The 15,748-nt window shown below is 30.4% G+C and carries 17 protein-coding genes; 12 read left to right on the top strand and 5 right to left on the bottom strand.

The window, feature by feature from the left end; genetic code table 11:
- Positions 1–254 precede the first annotated feature (254 nt).
- The gene (locus V8G69_RS14850) at positions 255–2,228 is read right to left on the bottom strand and encodes a putative porin (protein ID WP_394882884.1); all 1,974 of its coding nucleotides are present in this window, start codon (positions 2,226–2,228) and stop codon (positions 255–257) included.
- Between the two features lie 408 nt (positions 2,229–2,636).
- Between V8G69_RS14850 and V8G69_RS14845 the strand changes: the two genes are divergently transcribed.
- The 3 genes from V8G69_RS14845 to V8G69_RS14835 all read left to right on the top strand — a co-directional run bounded on the left by V8G69_RS14845 (position 2,637) and on the right by V8G69_RS14835 (position 6,851).
- Complete coding sequence (locus V8G69_RS14845; protein ID WP_394882883.1) at positions 2,637–3,236, top strand: ribonuclease HII; 600 nt, start codon at positions 2,637–2,639, stop codon at positions 3,234–3,236.
- A gap of 72 nt (positions 3,237–3,308) precedes the next feature.
- The gene (locus V8G69_RS14840; RefSeq protein WP_394882882.1) at positions 3,309–5,744 is read left to right on the top strand and encodes a ribonuclease HII; all 2,436 of its coding nucleotides are present in this window, start codon (positions 3,309–3,311) and stop codon (positions 5,742–5,744) included.
- Positions 5,745–5,801: 57 nt separating this feature from the next.
- Positions 5,802–6,851, top strand: coding sequence for a nucleoid-associated protein (locus V8G69_RS14835; protein WP_394882880.1), 1,050 nt, complete (start codon positions 5,802–5,804; stop codon positions 6,849–6,851).
- Here the strand turns inward: V8G69_RS14835 and V8G69_RS14830 are convergent.
- Positions 6,848–7,996 carry a N(5)-(carboxyethyl)ornithine synthase gene (locus V8G69_RS14830; RefSeq protein ID WP_394882878.1) on the bottom strand — a complete coding sequence of 383 codons (1,149 nt, stop codon included), beginning with the start codon at positions 7,994–7,996 and terminating at the stop codon, positions 6,848–6,850. The two genes, V8G69_RS14835 and V8G69_RS14830, sit on opposite strands and share 4 nt — an antisense overlap.
- A 413-nt stretch (positions 7,997–8,409) precedes the next feature.
- On the opposite strand from V8G69_RS14830, the gene V8G69_RS14825 reads away from it, so the two are divergent.
- The 9 genes from V8G69_RS14825 (at position 8,410) to V8G69_RS14785 (ending at position 13,762) form a co-directional block, all read left to right on the top strand.
- Positions 8,410–8,742 (top strand): ArsR/SmtB family transcription factor, encoded by a 333-nt coding sequence (locus V8G69_RS14825; RefSeq protein WP_394882877.1) that lies wholly within the window; start codon positions 8,410–8,412, stop codon positions 8,740–8,742.
- A 48-nt stretch (positions 8,743–8,790) separates the two neighbouring features.
- Positions 8,791–9,261, top strand: a complete 471-nt coding sequence (locus tag V8G69_RS14820; protein ID WP_394882876.1) for a DUF6428 family protein — start codon at positions 8,791–8,793, stop codon at positions 9,259–9,261.
- Positions 9,262–9,276: 15 nt separating this feature from the next.
- Entirely contained in the window at positions 9,277–9,885 is a 609-nt protein-coding gene (locus V8G69_RS14815) for a low molecular weight phosphatase family protein (protein WP_394882874.1), read from the top strand.
- Positions 9,886–9,892: 7 nt separating this feature from the next.
- Positions 9,893–10,930 (top strand): ACR3 family arsenite efflux transporter, encoded by a 1,038-nt coding sequence (gene arsB / locus V8G69_RS14810; RefSeq protein WP_394882872.1) that lies wholly within the window; start codon positions 9,893–9,895, stop codon positions 10,928–10,930.
- A gap of 67 nt (positions 10,931–10,997) precedes the next feature.
- Positions 10,998–11,303 carry an ArsR/SmtB family transcription factor gene (locus tag V8G69_RS14805; RefSeq protein ID WP_394882870.1) on the top strand — a complete coding sequence of 102 codons (306 nt, stop codon included), beginning with the start codon at positions 10,998–11,000 and terminating at the stop codon, positions 11,301–11,303.
- A gap of 24 nt (positions 11,304–11,327) precedes the next feature.
- The gene (locus tag V8G69_RS14800) at positions 11,328–11,621 is read left to right on the top strand and encodes a thioredoxin family protein (RefSeq protein ID WP_394882868.1); all 294 of its coding nucleotides are present in this window, start codon (positions 11,328–11,330) and stop codon (positions 11,619–11,621) included.
- An 8-nt stretch (positions 11,622–11,629) separates the two neighbouring features.
- On the top strand, positions 11,630–12,607 hold the full coding sequence (locus V8G69_RS14795) for a permease (protein ID WP_394882866.1): 978 nt from the start codon (positions 11,630–11,632) through the stop codon (positions 12,605–12,607).
- Positions 12,608–12,623: 16 nt separating this feature from the next.
- A complete protein-coding gene (locus tag V8G69_RS14790; RefSeq protein WP_394882865.1) occupies positions 12,624–13,061 on the top strand; it encodes a nitrophenyl compound nitroreductase subunit ArsF family protein in 438 nt (145 codons plus the stop codon).
- Complete coding sequence (locus V8G69_RS14785) at positions 13,061–13,762, top strand: aromatic aminobenezylarsenical efflux permease ArsG family transporter (RefSeq protein ID WP_394882864.1); 702 nt, start codon at positions 13,061–13,063, stop codon at positions 13,760–13,762. Before V8G69_RS14790 ends, V8G69_RS14785 begins: the two co-directional genes overlap by 1 nt.
- Here V8G69_RS14785 and lipB read toward each other — a convergent pair.
- The 3 genes from lipB to V8G69_RS14770 are packed head-to-tail and all read right to left on the bottom strand — an operon-like array spanning position 13,752 to position 15,601.
- Positions 13,752–14,453 carry a lipoyl(octanoyl) transferase LipB gene (lipB, locus tag V8G69_RS14780; RefSeq protein WP_394882863.1) on the bottom strand — a complete coding sequence of 234 codons (702 nt, stop codon included), beginning with the start codon at positions 14,451–14,453 and terminating at the stop codon, positions 13,752–13,754. The genes V8G69_RS14785 and lipB overlap by 11 nt on opposite strands.
- A gap of 29 nt (positions 14,454–14,482) precedes the next feature.
- Positions 14,483–14,641, bottom strand: a complete 159-nt coding sequence (locus tag V8G69_RS14775) for a YqaE/Pmp3 family membrane protein (protein ID WP_209653349.1) — start codon at positions 14,639–14,641, stop codon at positions 14,483–14,485.
- 60 nt (positions 14,642–14,701) lie between these two features.
- Entirely contained in the window at positions 14,702–15,601 is a 900-nt protein-coding gene (locus tag V8G69_RS14770; protein WP_394882862.1) for a hypothetical protein, read from the bottom strand.
- Between the last annotated feature and the right edge of the window lie 147 nt (positions 15,602–15,748).

The raw sequence follows: 15,748 nt of genomic DNA, 5'->3' as shown, positions 1-15,748 counted from the left end.
CAATGGCTTTTTCCGTCTTTTTTTTGCCTTTTTTCTTAACACCTTTTTATCCACTGATTATGAATATTTTACGGAGAGCATTTGTCACTACTTTTTTTCGAGACACATAAAAAATTTTAAAAAAAGGGTGTTTGCATTAGCGATTGAACGCTTGTTTGAACTCTTTTTATGGATTGCTTTTTAAAGTAATCCATAAAAAAGTGAGCAGTGAAAGCGCGGCCAAACCAATTTTGGTTTGGAAATGCCAAAAAAAACTACATGAAGAAATTCCAAACAATACCAAATCGAACTACGAAATCTCTATAAGGATAGTTTGGTGCTGAATAATAATTATAACCTGTAAACGCTGAATTGAAATGTTCGGCCTTTAAAAATATTCGTGTTTGGCGAATTTTTGCATTGATAAAGAAATCCAATCTAGGGAAATTTCCATATTCTTTTTCATTTTGAATGTAAAACTCTGCCAACAATGGATCGTAAGCATTCATATAATATGACGAGAAATAATTTAATGTTACCCCAGTTTGCAAATACAATGCTTTTTTAAACATATTGCTTGAAAAGTATAAGGTATTGCGAGTTGTTAGTTCTGGGACATTTAATGTATTGTTTTCGTCTTGTACGTTTTGGTATAGCATCGTATTGTTTAAAGCAAACTTGCCAAACTTAATTTCCTTTTCTAGTTTAATACGCAAATATGTAATAGTTGAATTGTTTTGATATGCTTTAATTAGATTCGTGGTTTCGTCTTTTTTGAAATAAGCATAATCTGTGATTGTAGAATAATCGGCTGAAACATCAACAATCTTTTTTGATTTCAAATGAAATGATAGCTGTTCGGTTTCTATATTATTAAAATTATTTCGCCAGTTATAATTTACATAATCACTTTGATATAATAAAAAATTATAATTAGGTGCTTTTGAACTATGATTAATAGAGGCAGTTGCAGACATATCATCGTTTAATTTAAAAGAAGCTGTTCCTTTAATATAATTGCCATCAAAATCTCCTGTTACGTTAATCCCCATTTCACCATTAAAATCAAAGCTCTTGTATTTTTTATGATATTTGCCGCCAACAGCATAGATATCTCCTTTTAATCTGTTTACAATCGTTTCTCCATTTAATACAACTAGTTTATTATACCCATAATTATAATTATCATTACTTACATTAAATTGTAAATCGCCAATCAAGTCATTACTATAATTTAATTGAAATTGATTGTAAAAATTTTCTAAAGATACTCTGTCTTTAAGTTTAGAGCTTTTAAAAGCATCTCCAAAATAAGCATTTGAATTTGTTTGATCGTACTGAAAATACTTGTCTTCAAACGACATGATGTGTCTTATATTTAGTTTATTACTTGAAGTTGAATCTTTTTTACGAACAATATCATAGGTGTGATCTAAATGAAAACGCTTTCCTTTAAGTATGCTTTCGGCATTTTCAAAGTTTACTTCTAAAATTGAACGATCTAAAAACTCGGGATCACCAGTTTCAAAATAAGGCACGCTACTATCTTGCAATCCTCCGTTTTCCTGATTCATCAAGTCTTGAGTTACAATATGTGTTCTTAGATGATACTTATTGTTTTTTGTTGAATAATTGATTGTGAACCTAAAATTACCCGTACTTGTTAAAATATGCTGATACTTGCCCAATGAACGCAATCCTTTATAGGCTATTGAGAAATTAAATCTAGGTGTTGTATTTACCGTGAAAAAAGCATCCAATAACTGACCTTGCTCAAAGGCGGTTTTAAAAAACAATTCAGTAAGTGGCGTTGGAACTCTATAATATTTAATATCTTCAACTTCCATATAATTAAAATGTCTTGCTCTTGCTCCAAAACTTGGCATAAGCTTAGTGTTTTCAAAATTATAGCTAAGTGAATTATAGGTTTGTCCTAAATTTGAAAACGGAATTAGTTCAAAATCATCCTTTCTTAAATAATTGAATTTATAATCCTTATATATTGTTAATGTTGTATCAACAAATGTTGTATCGTTTTCTTGGCTAATTATTAAGTAGTCAGTAATCTTACCAACCTGTTGCTTTGTGCTTTTGCCTTTTTTAATATCTCTAGATCTGTTAGAATTATCATAAACCGAATCTTGTCCTTTAACTGCACCTAAACCTTTCTTTGGAAGAATTTTTTGATCTTGCGCATAAACACCACTAAACCAACACAGTAAAATAATTGATAAAACCAGTTTCTTCATATTTGTTTTTTTCCAAAGCAAAAGTAATTATTTGAACGCAAAGCATCGACAATTATTTTAAATTAAGAAAGCCAGCAAATATTTGCTGGCTTTCTTTAAAACAATCATCCTAAAAAAAGTATGATTTGTTATAATTAATTTGAATTAGTCGGTGGCAAAAGTGTAAATATTAAATTGAATAAACAAAAAATTAATCAAAAAAATTGAATTTTAACAATTATAAACTTGGTTGTTATTGATTTTTAATCAGTTTTATGATATAAAAAATTAATATATAGTAATTTTTAATACTTCAAATTACGAATATCATAACCATTCATTTTAATTTGATAAAAATAAAGATCAAAAATTATCAATAGCTTAAAACTAAGACTTAAAAATTATAAATTTGACATTCTTAACTATAGTATGCTTACATTAAATTTCTCAACCTTTAAGTTAGAATGTGGCACGGATGAAGCTGGCCGTGGTTGTTTAGCTGGTCCGGTAACTGCTGCAGCTGTTATTTTTAATGAGAATTTTTCCAATACCATATTAAATGATTCCAAACAATTAACAGAAATTAAAAGAGATTTCCTTAGACCAATTATTGAAACAGAATCATTATCATTTGCAGTTGCTCATGTATTCCAAGAGGAAATAGATACAATAAACATTCTTAACGCATCTATTTTGGCCATGCATAAATCTATTGATCAATTACTTCCTGTACCAGAATTCATTATAGTTGATGGCAATAAATTTAAACCTTATAAAAACATTCCTTTTGAAACCATTATAAAAGGTGATGGAAAATTTATGAGTATTGCGGCAGCTTCGGTTTTAGCAAAAACATATCGCGATGACTACATGAACAAGATTCATGAAGAATACCCCATGTATAATTGGAAACAGAACAAAGGATACCCAACCAAAGAACACAGAGAAGCCATCAAAAAGTATGGTATTACCAAATACCACAGAAAAACATTTAGATTATTACCAGAACAACTTAAATTCGATTTATAAAATCTTTATTTGATATTCTATAAATTTTAAATAACTTAAAAATATCTTAGGTTTGTATAAATTAATTTATCCATGAGATTCTTTAGGTTTTCCTTCTTATTTCTTTTCATTTTTAGTTGTTCAAACGAAAATACAGATCATTCAAGTTTATTCCATTTTATTCCAGAAAACACATCTGTACTACTAAAAACGTCAAATATTGAAAGCTTAAAAAACAGCATTGAAAACAACGATTTTATTCAAAGTATCTCAAAAACAAATGCATACAAAAATTTAAATCAGCAATTAAACGGTTTAACCCTTTTAAAACCTAAAGAACAAGTTTTAATTTGCTTTTCTAAAGATGATTTAGACAGCCTGCAATATTCTGTTATTACTAAATATTCAAAAGAATTGTTTATTAGAGATTCTTTAAAAAATTACGTTGAAGAAACTTTAAAATATGAAGATAAATCAATCATCAAATCAACTTTAAACAAAAACACTTTTTATAGTGCAATAATTGATAGTACCTTTTTTTCATCATCATCAAAAAAACTAGTTGAACAAGCTTTTGAGTTTTCAAATACCAATGTTGAACTGGAAAAAATATATAAAACAACAATTGACGATAAAACTGTTTCTATAATACTTAAAGATGAAGAAAACAGCCTAACAAAAACACTGTTTCCTGAAAATGAATTACCCTTTAAAACCTTCACGAAGTATCTGGCAATTGATACTGACATTAGTCAGGACAATATTATTTTCAATGGCATTACTCAAGCCAGTGACTCTACAAAAAGCTTTCTAAATGTTTTTAAAAACACGATTCCACAGGAAAATCAACTTCAAAATATAGCTCCAGAAAATGCCGATGGTTTTTTAAGTTTCACATTTAGCAGCTTTAAAAACTTTAATTCTAATCTGGTTAAGTTCACTCAAATAGACACTTTAAAAAATCAGACTACTCTTTTTGATAACATTATTGAAGTTGGTGTCATTTATCAATCAAATAAAAAAGTAGTTGTTTTAAATTCTCTGGATGCTTTTTCAACTGAGGACGCCTTAATTAGTGAACAAAATGTTATTGACACCTTTAGGCAAACAGACATTTTTAGTTTTAGTCAGCCAAATCTGTTTAAAGCTTCATTTTCTCCTTTAATTTCCTTTGAAAATGCTACTCGATATTGTGTTCTTGACAACTTTTTTGTGTTTACAGACGACATTGAACTGTTACAAAATATCATTTCAAATTATCAAAATAAAACCACTTTAGGAGAGCAACCATATTTTAATGACATTAAAAAGCAACTTAGTGATGCTTCATCATTATTATTGGTGTTAAGCCCAAATACACTTAATGAGGTTATAAATAAAAACTTAAATGAAGATACCAGCTTATCTTTGGATAAATACAAAGCTTCTGCGATACAATTTATTTACGACAATAATTTTGCTCATGTTAATGGCATCATCAAAAAAACGAAAGAAAAAGCATCACTAAATTCTATTTCAGAAGAATTAAATATAAAACTAGATATAGATTTGCTTACCAATCCACAATTTGTAACAAATCATTTAAACAAGCAAAAAGAAATTGTTGTTCAAGACATTAAAAACAACTTGTATTTAATATCTAATTCAGGTAAAATTCTTTGGAAAAAACAATTGGACGGACCTGTTTTAGGAACAATTGAACAAATTGATATTTTTAAAAATGGTAGACTTCAACTACTATTTGCCACACCACACAAAGTTTATCTTGTCGACAGAAATGGTAAAGATGTAGCACCTTTCCCTGGAAATTTCAATGATGTGATTACACAGCCTTTATCTGTTTTTGATTATGATAAAGACAAAAACTACAGACTTTTAGTAACACAAGGAAAAAATGTATTGATGTACGATAAAAATTTGAAAGAAGTTAAAGGGTTTAATTTTAAAGCTGCAAACAACATAATACTTAGTCAACCACAACATTTTAGAATTAGTGGTAAAGATTATATCGTGTTTAAAACTTTAGATAAAATTTATGTACTTGACAGGACTGGTAAAACCAGGCTCAATCCTAAAACAACAAGTACATTTTCAAATGAATCCATATATGTTTATAATGATAAATTTACGACAACAAGCACTGAAGGAAACCTAATTTCAATAGACACCAAAGGTAATAGTGTATCGCAAAACATAAGTCTGCCTTCACAACATCATATTGATAGTTCTAGCAAAACTTTGGTAACACTTGGTGACAACAAATTATCAATAAAAGGAAATTCTTATGAGTTGGATTTTGGCATTTATACGGCACCAAAACTATTCTATTTACAAGATAAGATTTACGTTACAGTAACCGATTTACAGACACAAAAAGTATATCTGTTTGATAGTAATGCTAAATTGTTGCCTAACTTTCCTGTATACGGAAATTCGGCTATAAGTCTTGATAATATTGATTCTGACAGGGATTTGGAGTTTGTAACCAAAGGAGAAAACAATTCCATTATTCTATATAAAATTAATTAGCATATTTCTTTCAATTTTTCATAGTATTGCACACTCAAAAAAGATAAATTAAACACTATGATTTCAAGAAAGAATGCTTCCATTTCAAAATTTATCATTCATAAAGTTGGTAATAAATTCAATGATACAAAAAATGCTTTTTCAGAAAAAATAGTCGATTTTGATGAAGCCAGTTACGATTTAATGCTTCCTTTTTTATTGAAACCATTTAGTTCAGTTGTTCAAAGTCATCGTTTTAATCATCATTCAAACATTACTCTTAACGAAATCAATAGTTATTCTAACCAGATTTTTAATGATGATGATGCTTTTATTGAAACTTCAAAACATATAGTTAACCATTTATATGAACAATCAAATTCTTCACAAATTAAAACTGGTGATGTCTTGATTGTCATGTTTGAAGGTATTGAATTTAACGAAATAACTACCAATGCACTTGGTATTTTTAAGATTGAAAACAAAGTAAACTTCTTTCAAACTTATTTAGAAAACAATAGTTATGATGTATTGGTTCAAAAAGGAATCAGCTCTAAAAAAGTTGATAAAGGATGCTTAATTTTAAATCAATCAGATGCTGAAGGAAACATTATTTTTAGTGTTGACAATAATAATTACGATGCCCAATATTGGATAAATCAATTCTTAAATATTAAATATGCTGATGATGCCAACAGCCATACGCAACAGTATATTGAGCTTTGCAAAGATTTCTCAACCGACATTTTAAAAACCAGTTATGGCTCACAGGAACAAAACACCTTTTTAGCAAAAACCATCGATTTCTTTAAAGAGCATGAAGTTGTAAATCTTGAGACATTTAAAGAAGATGTGTTTGCCGAAGACAAGCATAAAACCTTGTTCGATTCCTTTAAAAAAGAATTTGAAAGCGAAAAAAATATTCTTATTAGAAATCAATTTGACATTTCTGAACTAGTAGTTAATAAGGAAAAGAAAAAAATAAAAACCGATATTAAGTTAGATACCAACATACAAATTAAATTGGATATTGATGCACCTGAAGCTGCCAGCGAATACCTAGAGCGTGGTTATGATGACGAGAAAAAAATGCACTATTACAAGGTGTTTTTTAATGTGGAAGGTTAGTTTTTTATAAAATCATGTGGATATTTTAGTTCACGGTTCTGAAAAGTTAATACAGACTCTTTTTTAATTACACCATCTTCAATATTAATAGCCTTTTGAATGGTAGGATTTTTTACCCAACTATAAGAACCTTCTAAAATGGTTGGCAAATAAACAATTAATGCTGCAGATATAGATCTTGAAGCACTTTCCCACAAATAACTTGGTGTATGATCTACCGCATAATAGTCAACACTATTAATACTAATAAATGGATTTTTAAAAGTAGTAGGTTTTGCAAAATAAAACCCCATACCTTCATCGCAACTCACATCAATAATTAAACAACCTGATTTTAAAATATCTTTCTCCTCTACAGTTACAAAATTTATTGGATTATCTGTATCTTGATAAACACCATTAATAATAATATCAGATTCATTAATTAAATCTGATAAAGGTCTCACTGTACCATCATGTTCAACCGTAACCATTCTAGCTTCATTATTATTGCCTTCACGTATTCTAATATAATGAACGTCTAAAATTTCTTCACGCACCTCATGGTCAGGTCTTTGAATACAAATAGTTATATCTCTGAACCCATGAGCTTTAAGCGCATAAATAGCTCCTCTACTAACGGCTCCAAAACTAAAAATTATCACCTTGCGTTGTTTACCATAATGTCCATCAATACCTCTTAATTGTAAAGCATGAAGCACAGCGCAATAACCTGCCATTTCATTGTTTTTGTAAAATGTATGTCTACCCATTTGACCTTCTGGGGACCAAACAAACATGTCTTCAAATGCAATTAGCGTTAATTTTTTATCAATTGCGGTTTGGGTAATATCACCTTGTTGAGCACAATGTGGATACCCCCAAATAAAGCCGCCTTGACGTATTTCTTGTAAATCTGCTAATACAGGTTTTGCAATTATAACTGAACCTAAATCTGATAATAATTCATGCCGAGAAGCAACACCTCCGGCTTGAGAAACAAAAAAATCATCATCCAAACCAAACGGAATGCCATATCCTTCTTCAAAAATTAATTGTTTTCTTGTATGCTCTGGTAAACGTGCTAAATGTTCTGGATGAATTGGCACACGCTTTTCATCTTGTTTTCTTGAAGTTCCAATAACTCCTAAGGTTTGTTTTTTCATGAGTTCTCTTTTATTGTTTGTTATAAAACAAATAAATATTGGCTTGACTATCCGTAATTCAATGAGAAATCAATTGCTAGAGTGAAAGATTGTATTATTAAAACAGCAAAATGGAATAATGACTGATTAAAATCAAAAATGGTATAAACCTATTGCAAAGATACTCAATTTTTCTTAGTGTTTCTTGAATTAAAAAATTGATAATAAAATAGTTAGTAAAAAATTACTTAAAAACATAGAATGATAAAGCATTTAATCATTAGCAATGGTTTAATATACCTTTTTTAAATTCTTCAAGCATAATTAAAGCCATTGAAACTTTAGATAATTCAAATACTTAGATATAAAAAAGAATAAAAATATTTTGTCAATAATTTATTTAATCGTAATATTGCAATATAATAATTAATGCTATGGGTTTAACTAAAACCGAAATTTTTACTGACGAGCAAAATAACATTGCTCAAATAGCAAAAGCTCTTGGGCATCCGGCTCGCATAGCTATTTTACAACACCTTATCAAAATAAACAGTTGTATTTGTGGTGATTTGGTAGATGAAATTGGTTTGGCACAACCTACTATTTCGCAACACTTAAAAGAATTAAAAAACATTGGTATCATTAAAGGAAATATTGAAGGCACCAGTGTTTGCTACTGCATCAATCTAGAGAAATGGGCAGATATTGAAACCTTGTTTACATCCTTTTTAAGTCAGAAACCAAAAGGTTCTATTTCCTGTTGCTAAAAAAAACATACTTATATAACGCAATATCACAATAAAACAAACAACATTATGACACTATCAGAAATCAAGAATCACTTAAAAAATTTAGACACCATTGCGTTCCAATTACCCAACGGGAACCTAGTACCAAACCATTTTCATGTAACAGAAGTTGGAAAAGTCAGTAAACATTTTATTGATTGTGGAGGTACAGTTAGAAATGAAGATGTTGTGAATTTTCAATTATGGGAAGCCAATGATTACGACCATAGATTACATCCCGAAAAACTAGTTCATATTATTGAGTTATCTGAAAAAGTTTTAGGATTAGATGATTTAAATATAGAAGTTGAATATCAAGATACTACTATTGGGAAATTTGGGTTGGATTTTGACGGCACAAATTTTTTACTCACCACAAAACAAACCGATTGTTTGGCAAAAAGTAACTGCGGAATTCCTGATAAAAAACCAAAAGTTAAACTGTCCGATCTACAATTGGAAAGCTCATGTTGTTCACCTAACTCCAATTGCTGTTAATTCATTCAATCGATTATGTTTCCAAAAATAAACGCCTTAATCAACACCTTAAACATTAAAACTATTACGAAGGAAAGACAAGCGATTCTTCAACCATTGATTGATTTTATTAAAACCAAACACAATACAAACCAAAACATCAGGCTTAATTTTATTTGCACCCACAATTCACGTAGAAGTCACTTGTCGCAAGTTTGGGCACAAGTTATGTCTTATTATTTTCAAATAGAAAATGTGTATTGCTATTCAGGCGGAACAGAAGCCACAGCTTTATTTCCTATGGTTGCTGAAACATTAATGAATTCAGGGTTTACAATTGAAACTCTTTCAGAAGGTGAAAATCCGGTTTACGCCATTAAATACTCTGAAAACGAGCATCCTATCATTGGCTTTTCTAAAACTTATGATGCTGTTTTTAATCCGAAATCTGAATTTGCAGCCATCATGACCTGTTCAAGCGCAGATGCTGGTTGTCCATTCATTTCAGGAGCAGAAAAACGAATTTCCATTACTTTTGATGATCCAAAAGCTTTTGATAACACACCTCTGCAAAAAGAAAAATACAATGAAAGAAGCATTCAAGTTGCTACCGAATTATACTATGTTTTTTCACAAATAAAATAGCAATCAAATGGCATTAAAGAAAAAACTAAGCTTCCTAGACAGCTATTTAACACTTTGGATATTTATAGCCATGGCTTTAGGTGTTGGCATTGGATATTTTGCGCCTTCGTTTCCTAAAACTATAGATTCATTTAGTAATGGAACTACCAACATTCCAATTGCCATCGGACTTATTTTAATGATGTATCCTCCTTTAGCCAAAGTGAATTACGCTTTATTACCAAAAGTGTTTCAGAATGTAAAAATTCTTTCTATATCTCTTATATTGAATTGGATTATTGGTCCTGTTTTAATGTTCATTTTAGCCATTATCTTTTTACAAGACTACCCTGAATATATGGTAGGATTGATACTAATTGGGCTTGCAAGATGCATTGCGATGGTATTGGTTTGGAACGATCTTGCAGAAGGTAGTAGTGAGTATGGAGCTGGTTTAGTAGCTTTAAATAGTATATTTCAAGTATTTGCCTATAGCTTTTATGCATGGTTATTCATTACCGTTCTTCCTCCCTATTTTGGTTTTAAAGGTGCCATTGTTGATATTTCGATTGGTACAATTGCTGAAAGCGTTGCAATATATTTGGGAATTCCATTTACTTTAGGACTATTAAGCCGCCTGATTTTAGTGAAATTAAAAGGCGAAACTTGGTACAGAGAAAAGTTCATTTCAACCATATCTCCCATCACGTTAATAGCATTGCTTTTTACAATCATCGTTATGTTTTCCCTAAAAGGCGAATTGATTGTTCAAATTCCTAAAGACGTTTTAATTATTGCTCTTCCTTTACTCATCTACTTTGCCATCATGTTTTTAATTGGTTTTTTTGTAAGTAAGGCCATGGGTGCTGACTATGATAAAAATGCCGCAATCTCATTTACCGCAGCAGGAAATAATTTTGAATTGGCTATTGCAGTGGCTATTGCTGTTTTCGGATTGAATTCTGGTCAGGCATTTGCAGGTGTTATAGGTCCTTTAGTTGAAGTCCCTGCTCTAATTATTTTGGTAAGGGTTTCTTTTTGGTTACGAAAGAAATATTATCTATAAAATTTGGATAAGATGACAAATGTCATATGCATCCAACAAAACCAATCGTACATTTGCGATAATAGATATGAAAAGAAGTTTAGAGCATATTGAATACAAAGAAAGCACTGAAGCTTTAGCCCGTTTTGCCAAGGCTTTAGGACATCCAACCCGTATTGCTATTTTAAAATATTTAAAAAAACAATCATGTTGTTTTACTGGTGATTTGGTTGATGTATTTCCTTTAGCTCAATCTACGGTATCTCAGCATTTAAAAGAATTAAAAAATGCTGGGTTAATTCAAGGAGAATTAAAGCCTCCAAAAATAAAGTATTGTATTAATCAAGAAAATTGGAGACTTGCCAAATCACTGTTTGCCGATTTTTTTGATTGATAAGTTTTAATTAAAAAACAAATTATGAGTATAGCTATTAAGGTTTTAGGCACAGGCTGTCCAAAGTGTAAAACCATGACAAGTTTAGTTCAAGAGGTTGTTAATGAAAACAATATTGACGCTACCATTGAAAAAGTAGAAGATATTATGGATATCATGACATTTAATGTAATGAGTACACCTGCATTAGTCATCAATGATGTTGTCGCCATAAAAGGACGAATTCCTTCAAAAGCAGAAGTTTTAGATTTATTAAATGATAACAAACCAGCTACCAATGTAGGAGGAAGCTGTTGCTCTTCGGATAGTTGTTGTTAATATAATATATGTTTGATTGGATTCAACATATAGCCGATTGGGTAGTATTTGATGCTCTCCATTTAGAAAAAGGGAATCATTTAGCCAACGCTTTAAATTTCTTTATATACGACACCACCAAGATTTTAATACTACTTGCCGTTGTTATTTTCTTTATGGGAATCGTCAATAGTTACTTTCCAATTGATAAGGTCAAAAACTTCTTGTCTCGTAACAAATTATACGGATTGGAATACCTTATGGCAAGCCTTTTTGGTGTAGTTACTCCTTTTTGTTCGTGTTCATCAGTTCCTTTATTTATTGGTTTTGTAAGAGGCGGGATTCCTTTAGGAGTCACCTTTGCTTTTCTTGTAACTTCTCCATTAGTAAATGAAGTTGCTATTGGACTTTTTATTGGGCTATTCGGAGTTAAAACAACTCTCATATATGTAGTTAGCGGTGTATTATTAGGAACTATCTCGGGAACAATTCTTCAAAAATTAAAATTAGAGCGTTATTTAACGCCTTGGGTAAAAGATATTCTTGCAAATGCTCAAAGAGAACAGGATATATTTCAAGAAGAAAAACAATCATTTAAACAACGTTTACCTATTATTTGGGCAGAAGCTCTTAAAATAATTAAAGGAATTATCCCTTACGTAATCATTGGGATTGCTGTTGGTGGATTGATGCACGGTTATATCCCGGAAGGATTTTTTGAACAATACATGAACAAAGACAATCTGTTTGCGGTACCCATAGCAACCATATTAGCAGTTCCTATGTATTCAAACGCCTCAGGAATATTGCCTGTTGTTCAGGTATTGGTTGCTAAAGGGATTCCTTTGGGAACAGCCATCTCCTTTATGATGGGTGTTGTAGCATTATCACTACCTGAGGCTATGCTTCTAAAAAAAGTGATGACAATGAAATTAATCGGAATCTTTTTTGGAGTTGTAACACTCTGCATCATTTTATCAGGCTATATATTCAATCTTATTTTATAATTAAAAACAAATACAAATGAAAACATTTAAATTCTTTTCAATTTTAGTATTCAGTTTAATCCTTAGTTCATGTAATGGTCAAAACAAAAGTAAGGACACAAAAACAAATCAAAATATTTCTAAAATAGAAGTGATTGATTTTCATTCCACACACAGATGCACCACTTGTTTGGCTATTGAAGCCAATACAAAATTCACCCTCAACACTTATTTTCCTGAAGAACTTAAAGCTGGCCAAATATCATTTCAGGTTATTAATGTAGATGAAAAAGAAAATGAAAAAATTGCCGAAAAATTTGAAGCTGCTGGTACATCATTATTTTTAAACGTTATAAAAGATGGCAGAGAAAAACATGTTGATTTAACCGAATTTGCCTTTATGGAAGGCACAGACCAAGATGCATTTTCAAAAGAATTGAAAGTTAAAATTGAAAATGAATTGAAAACACTCTAATGGATTATTTTCAATCGTTACTGGAAAACACAAATCTTCCATTTATTTCTGCTTTTATATTAGGAATCATGACTGCTATAAGTCCTTGTCCTTTAGCAACAAATATTACTGCAACTGCTTTTATTTCTAAAAATATAGCTAATAAAAGAAAGGTACTTTTAAGTGGTTTGTTATATTCCTTAGGAAGAGCATTTAGCTACTCAGTTATTGGATTATTTTTATATTTTGGAGCAAGTAAATTTCATGTTGCCCGTTTTTTCAATCAAAATGGAGAAAAATATTTAGGACCACTTTTAATCATTTTAGGGTTGATTATGCTAAATGTTATTAGGCTTAACTTTTTAAGCAAGTCTGATTTTTCAAATAAATTATCAGAAAAATTTAAAAACAAAGGATTATTAGGTTCTTTTTTGATTGGAATTATTTTTGCTCTAGCATTTTGTCCTTATAGCGGAGCTTTGTTTTTTGGAATGCTTGTTCCTTTAACAATATCAAGTGCTGAAGGATTATATTTACCAATTATTTTTGCATTTGGAACAGGGCTTCCCGTTATCTTGTTCACTTATCTTTTAGCTTTCGCTGCCAATAACATAAGTATTTTTTACAGTAGAATTACAAAAATTGAAAAAGCTATGAGGTACTTTGCTGGTGTTGTTTTTATAATAACAGGGCTATATTATATATCCATTTTTATTTTTTAAACTCCGCCTCAAAAAGATGTGAAAAATGTTTGAGCAGTTTTTCTTTTACTTCTTCAACATTCACCTCTTTTACTCCTAATTCAACATTAAGCGAGGTAACTGCTTTCCCTCTAATACCACAAGGAATGATATTATCAAAATAACCTAAATTGGCGTTCACATTCAAAGCAAAACCATGCATGGTTACCCAACGACTGGCTCGAACTCCCATAGCACAAATTTTACGCGCAAACGGTGTTCCTACATCCAACCAAACACCTGTTTCTCCTTCACTTCTTTCGGCTTTTAAGCCATATTCAGCAAGTGTTAAAATAATCATTTCTTCTAAAAAACGAAGGTATTTATGAATATCGGTAAAAAAGTTTTCTAAGTCCAAAATAGGATATCCTACAATCTGTCCAGGACCATGATATGTAATATCGCCTCCTCTATTTATTTTATAAAAAGTAGCTCCTTTTTGCTTTAGTTGATTTTCATCCAACAACAGATTTGATAAATCACCACTTTTACCTAAAGTATAAACGTGAGGATGCTCGACAAATAAAAAATAATTATCAGTTGGAAGCTGTAAATTTTCCCGTCTGTTTTTAATCTTGGTATCTACAATTCCTTTAAACAACTGTTCTTGGTAATCCCAAGTTTGCTTATAGTCTTTAAAACCTAAATCTTGCAGTTCTATTTTCTTATTCATAGGCTGCAAAATTACAATATTTTTGCGTTTTAATTCTTTGGATTGTTAAGAATAACCAATGCCGCAATAACGCCGGGAACCCAGCCACAAAGCCATAATAAAAACACGATGAAAATAGATCCACAACCTTTATCTATAACAGCCAAGGGTGGACAAATAATTGAAAGCAAAACTCTCCAGAAACTCATTTTGATGATTTTTAATTGATGATTATCAATATGACGCTTTTAGAAAAGAGTTGTTACATTTTAAATATCTGATTGTTTACATAAAGCCTCTAAAGCATCTTCAATATCGCCGGGTGTACTCATAATTTTCATAAAAGTTCCCATAGTTAGTTCTGGCCAATGCAATGCAATCCTGTATTTACCATGCAACATAGTGGCTTCTTTACCTTGTAAAATAATTTCATATGGTAATGCTGCAACATGATCTTCGCCTATTTTTGGTAAAAAATATGACTCACCATTTTCTTTACTTTGAAGTCCAACACCAAAAACAGCTACTTCTTCTTTTTCGTAAACCAATCTAAAAACTTCTTTTGTGTTTCCTTTGTTTGCTTTTAAATTGTTAGTTATCATATTTAAACCTTCTTTGAATGATGAAAATTCAGCAAGCTCTATTGGATCTGTAAAATAAGGCATCATAATTTTATAATGATAATTACCTAATTTATCTGCCTGAACTGAACCCCCAAAAGGCTTAAATTCATCTCCTAAGGAGGATAAAGTAATTTTTAAATCTGAGCTGAATTTTTCAAACTGACTTTTATATGTATTGTAGGTTGTAGGCAAATAGGCTCTTAATAAATAATCTGGATTTGTATATGAAATAATTATTTTATCGCCTTTTGCAACCAATCCTATTTTCATAACAGCACCAAGGGCACCTCTATCTTTCACTTTTATCACAGTGTTTTTCAAATCATTCCTTGTAAAAGCAATTACTTTTAAGGTGCTTTTGTTTGAAGGATTGTAAGCTCCTAAAACAGTGAAAGAATTGTCTTTTAAAGTTTGAATGACTTTATCGGACACTTCTTGTATTGAATTTGAAGATTCACCCACTTTTATATAAGGAGACAAATCTTGTCCAAACGAACTAAAATGAACTAATAATAATGTAATTGCACTAATAATAAGATGTTTCATCTGTTTCAGAATTTAAATTTTTTGATATTGTTTTTTGTGCTATTATTGTTGGCTGGATATGATTAAATATTTAACAAAATAATATATAAAGATTGAGTTTGCCTATGACTTATGTCATGATTTAAAACAAGTTTAATTACTTGAAAA

This window comes from Gaetbulibacter sp. M235, from assembly GCF_043876835.1.
Lineage (GTDB): Bacteria > Bacteroidota > Bacteroidia > Flavobacteriales > Flavobacteriaceae > Yeosuana.
Note: the sequence above shows the minus strand (reverse complement) of the source record. Positions and strands in the feature narration are given on the sequence as shown.

Excerpts from the sequence above, each read along its gene's own strand:
- V8G69_RS14770 (WP_394882862.1), bottom strand. The coding sequence starts at position 15,601 with ATGAAACATCTTATTATTAGTGCAATTACATTATTATTAGTTCATTTT.
- arsB (WP_394882872.1), top strand. The coding sequence starts at position 9,893 with ATGGCATTAAAGAAAAAACTAAGCTTCCTAGACAGCTATTTAACACTT.
- V8G69_RS14835 (WP_394882880.1), top strand. The coding sequence starts at position 5,802 with ATGATTTCAAGAAAGAATGCTTCCATTTCAAAATTTATCATTCATAAA.
- lipB (WP_394882863.1), bottom strand. The coding sequence starts at position 14,453 with ATGAATAAGAAAATAGAACTGCAAGATTTAGGTTTTAAAGACTATAAG.
- V8G69_RS14815 (WP_394882874.1), top strand. The coding sequence starts at position 9,277 with ATGTTTCCAAAAATAAACGCCTTAATCAACACCTTAAACATTAAAACT.
- V8G69_RS14820 (WP_394882876.1), top strand. The coding sequence starts at position 8,791 with ATGACACTATCAGAAATCAAGAATCACTTAAAAAATTTAGACACCATT.
- V8G69_RS14845 (WP_394882883.1), top strand. The coding sequence starts at position 2,637 with ATGCTTACATTAAATTTCTCAACCTTTAAGTTAGAATGTGGCACGGAT.
- V8G69_RS14830 (WP_394882878.1), bottom strand. The coding sequence starts at position 7,996 with ATGAAAAAACAAACCTTAGGAGTTATTGGAACTTCAAGAAAACAAGAT.
- V8G69_RS14850 (WP_394882884.1), bottom strand. The coding sequence starts at position 2,228 with ATGAAGAAACTGGTTTTATCAATTATTTTACTGTGTTGGTTTAGTGGT.
- V8G69_RS14840 (WP_394882882.1), top strand. The coding sequence starts at position 3,309 with ATGAGATTCTTTAGGTTTTCCTTCTTATTTCTTTTCATTTTTAGTTGT.
- V8G69_RS14790 (WP_394882865.1), top strand. The coding sequence starts at position 12,624 with ATGAAAACATTTAAATTCTTTTCAATTTTAGTATTCAGTTTAATCCTT.
- V8G69_RS14775 (WP_209653349.1), bottom strand. The coding sequence starts at position 14,641 with ATGAGTTTCTGGAGAGTTTTGCTTTCAATTATTTGTCCACCCTTGGCT.
- V8G69_RS14795 (WP_394882866.1), top strand. The coding sequence starts at position 11,630 with ATGTTTGATTGGATTCAACATATAGCCGATTGGGTAGTATTTGATGCT.
- V8G69_RS14800 (WP_394882868.1), top strand. The coding sequence starts at position 11,328 with ATGAGTATAGCTATTAAGGTTTTAGGCACAGGCTGTCCAAAGTGTAAA.
- V8G69_RS14805 (WP_394882870.1), top strand. The coding sequence starts at position 10,998 with ATGAAAAGAAGTTTAGAGCATATTGAATACAAAGAAAGCACTGAAGCT.
- V8G69_RS14785 (WP_394882864.1), top strand. The coding sequence starts at position 13,061 with ATGGATTATTTTCAATCGTTACTGGAAAACACAAATCTTCCATTTATT.
- V8G69_RS14825 (WP_394882877.1), top strand. The coding sequence starts at position 8,410 with ATGGGTTTAACTAAAACCGAAATTTTTACTGACGAGCAAAATAACATT.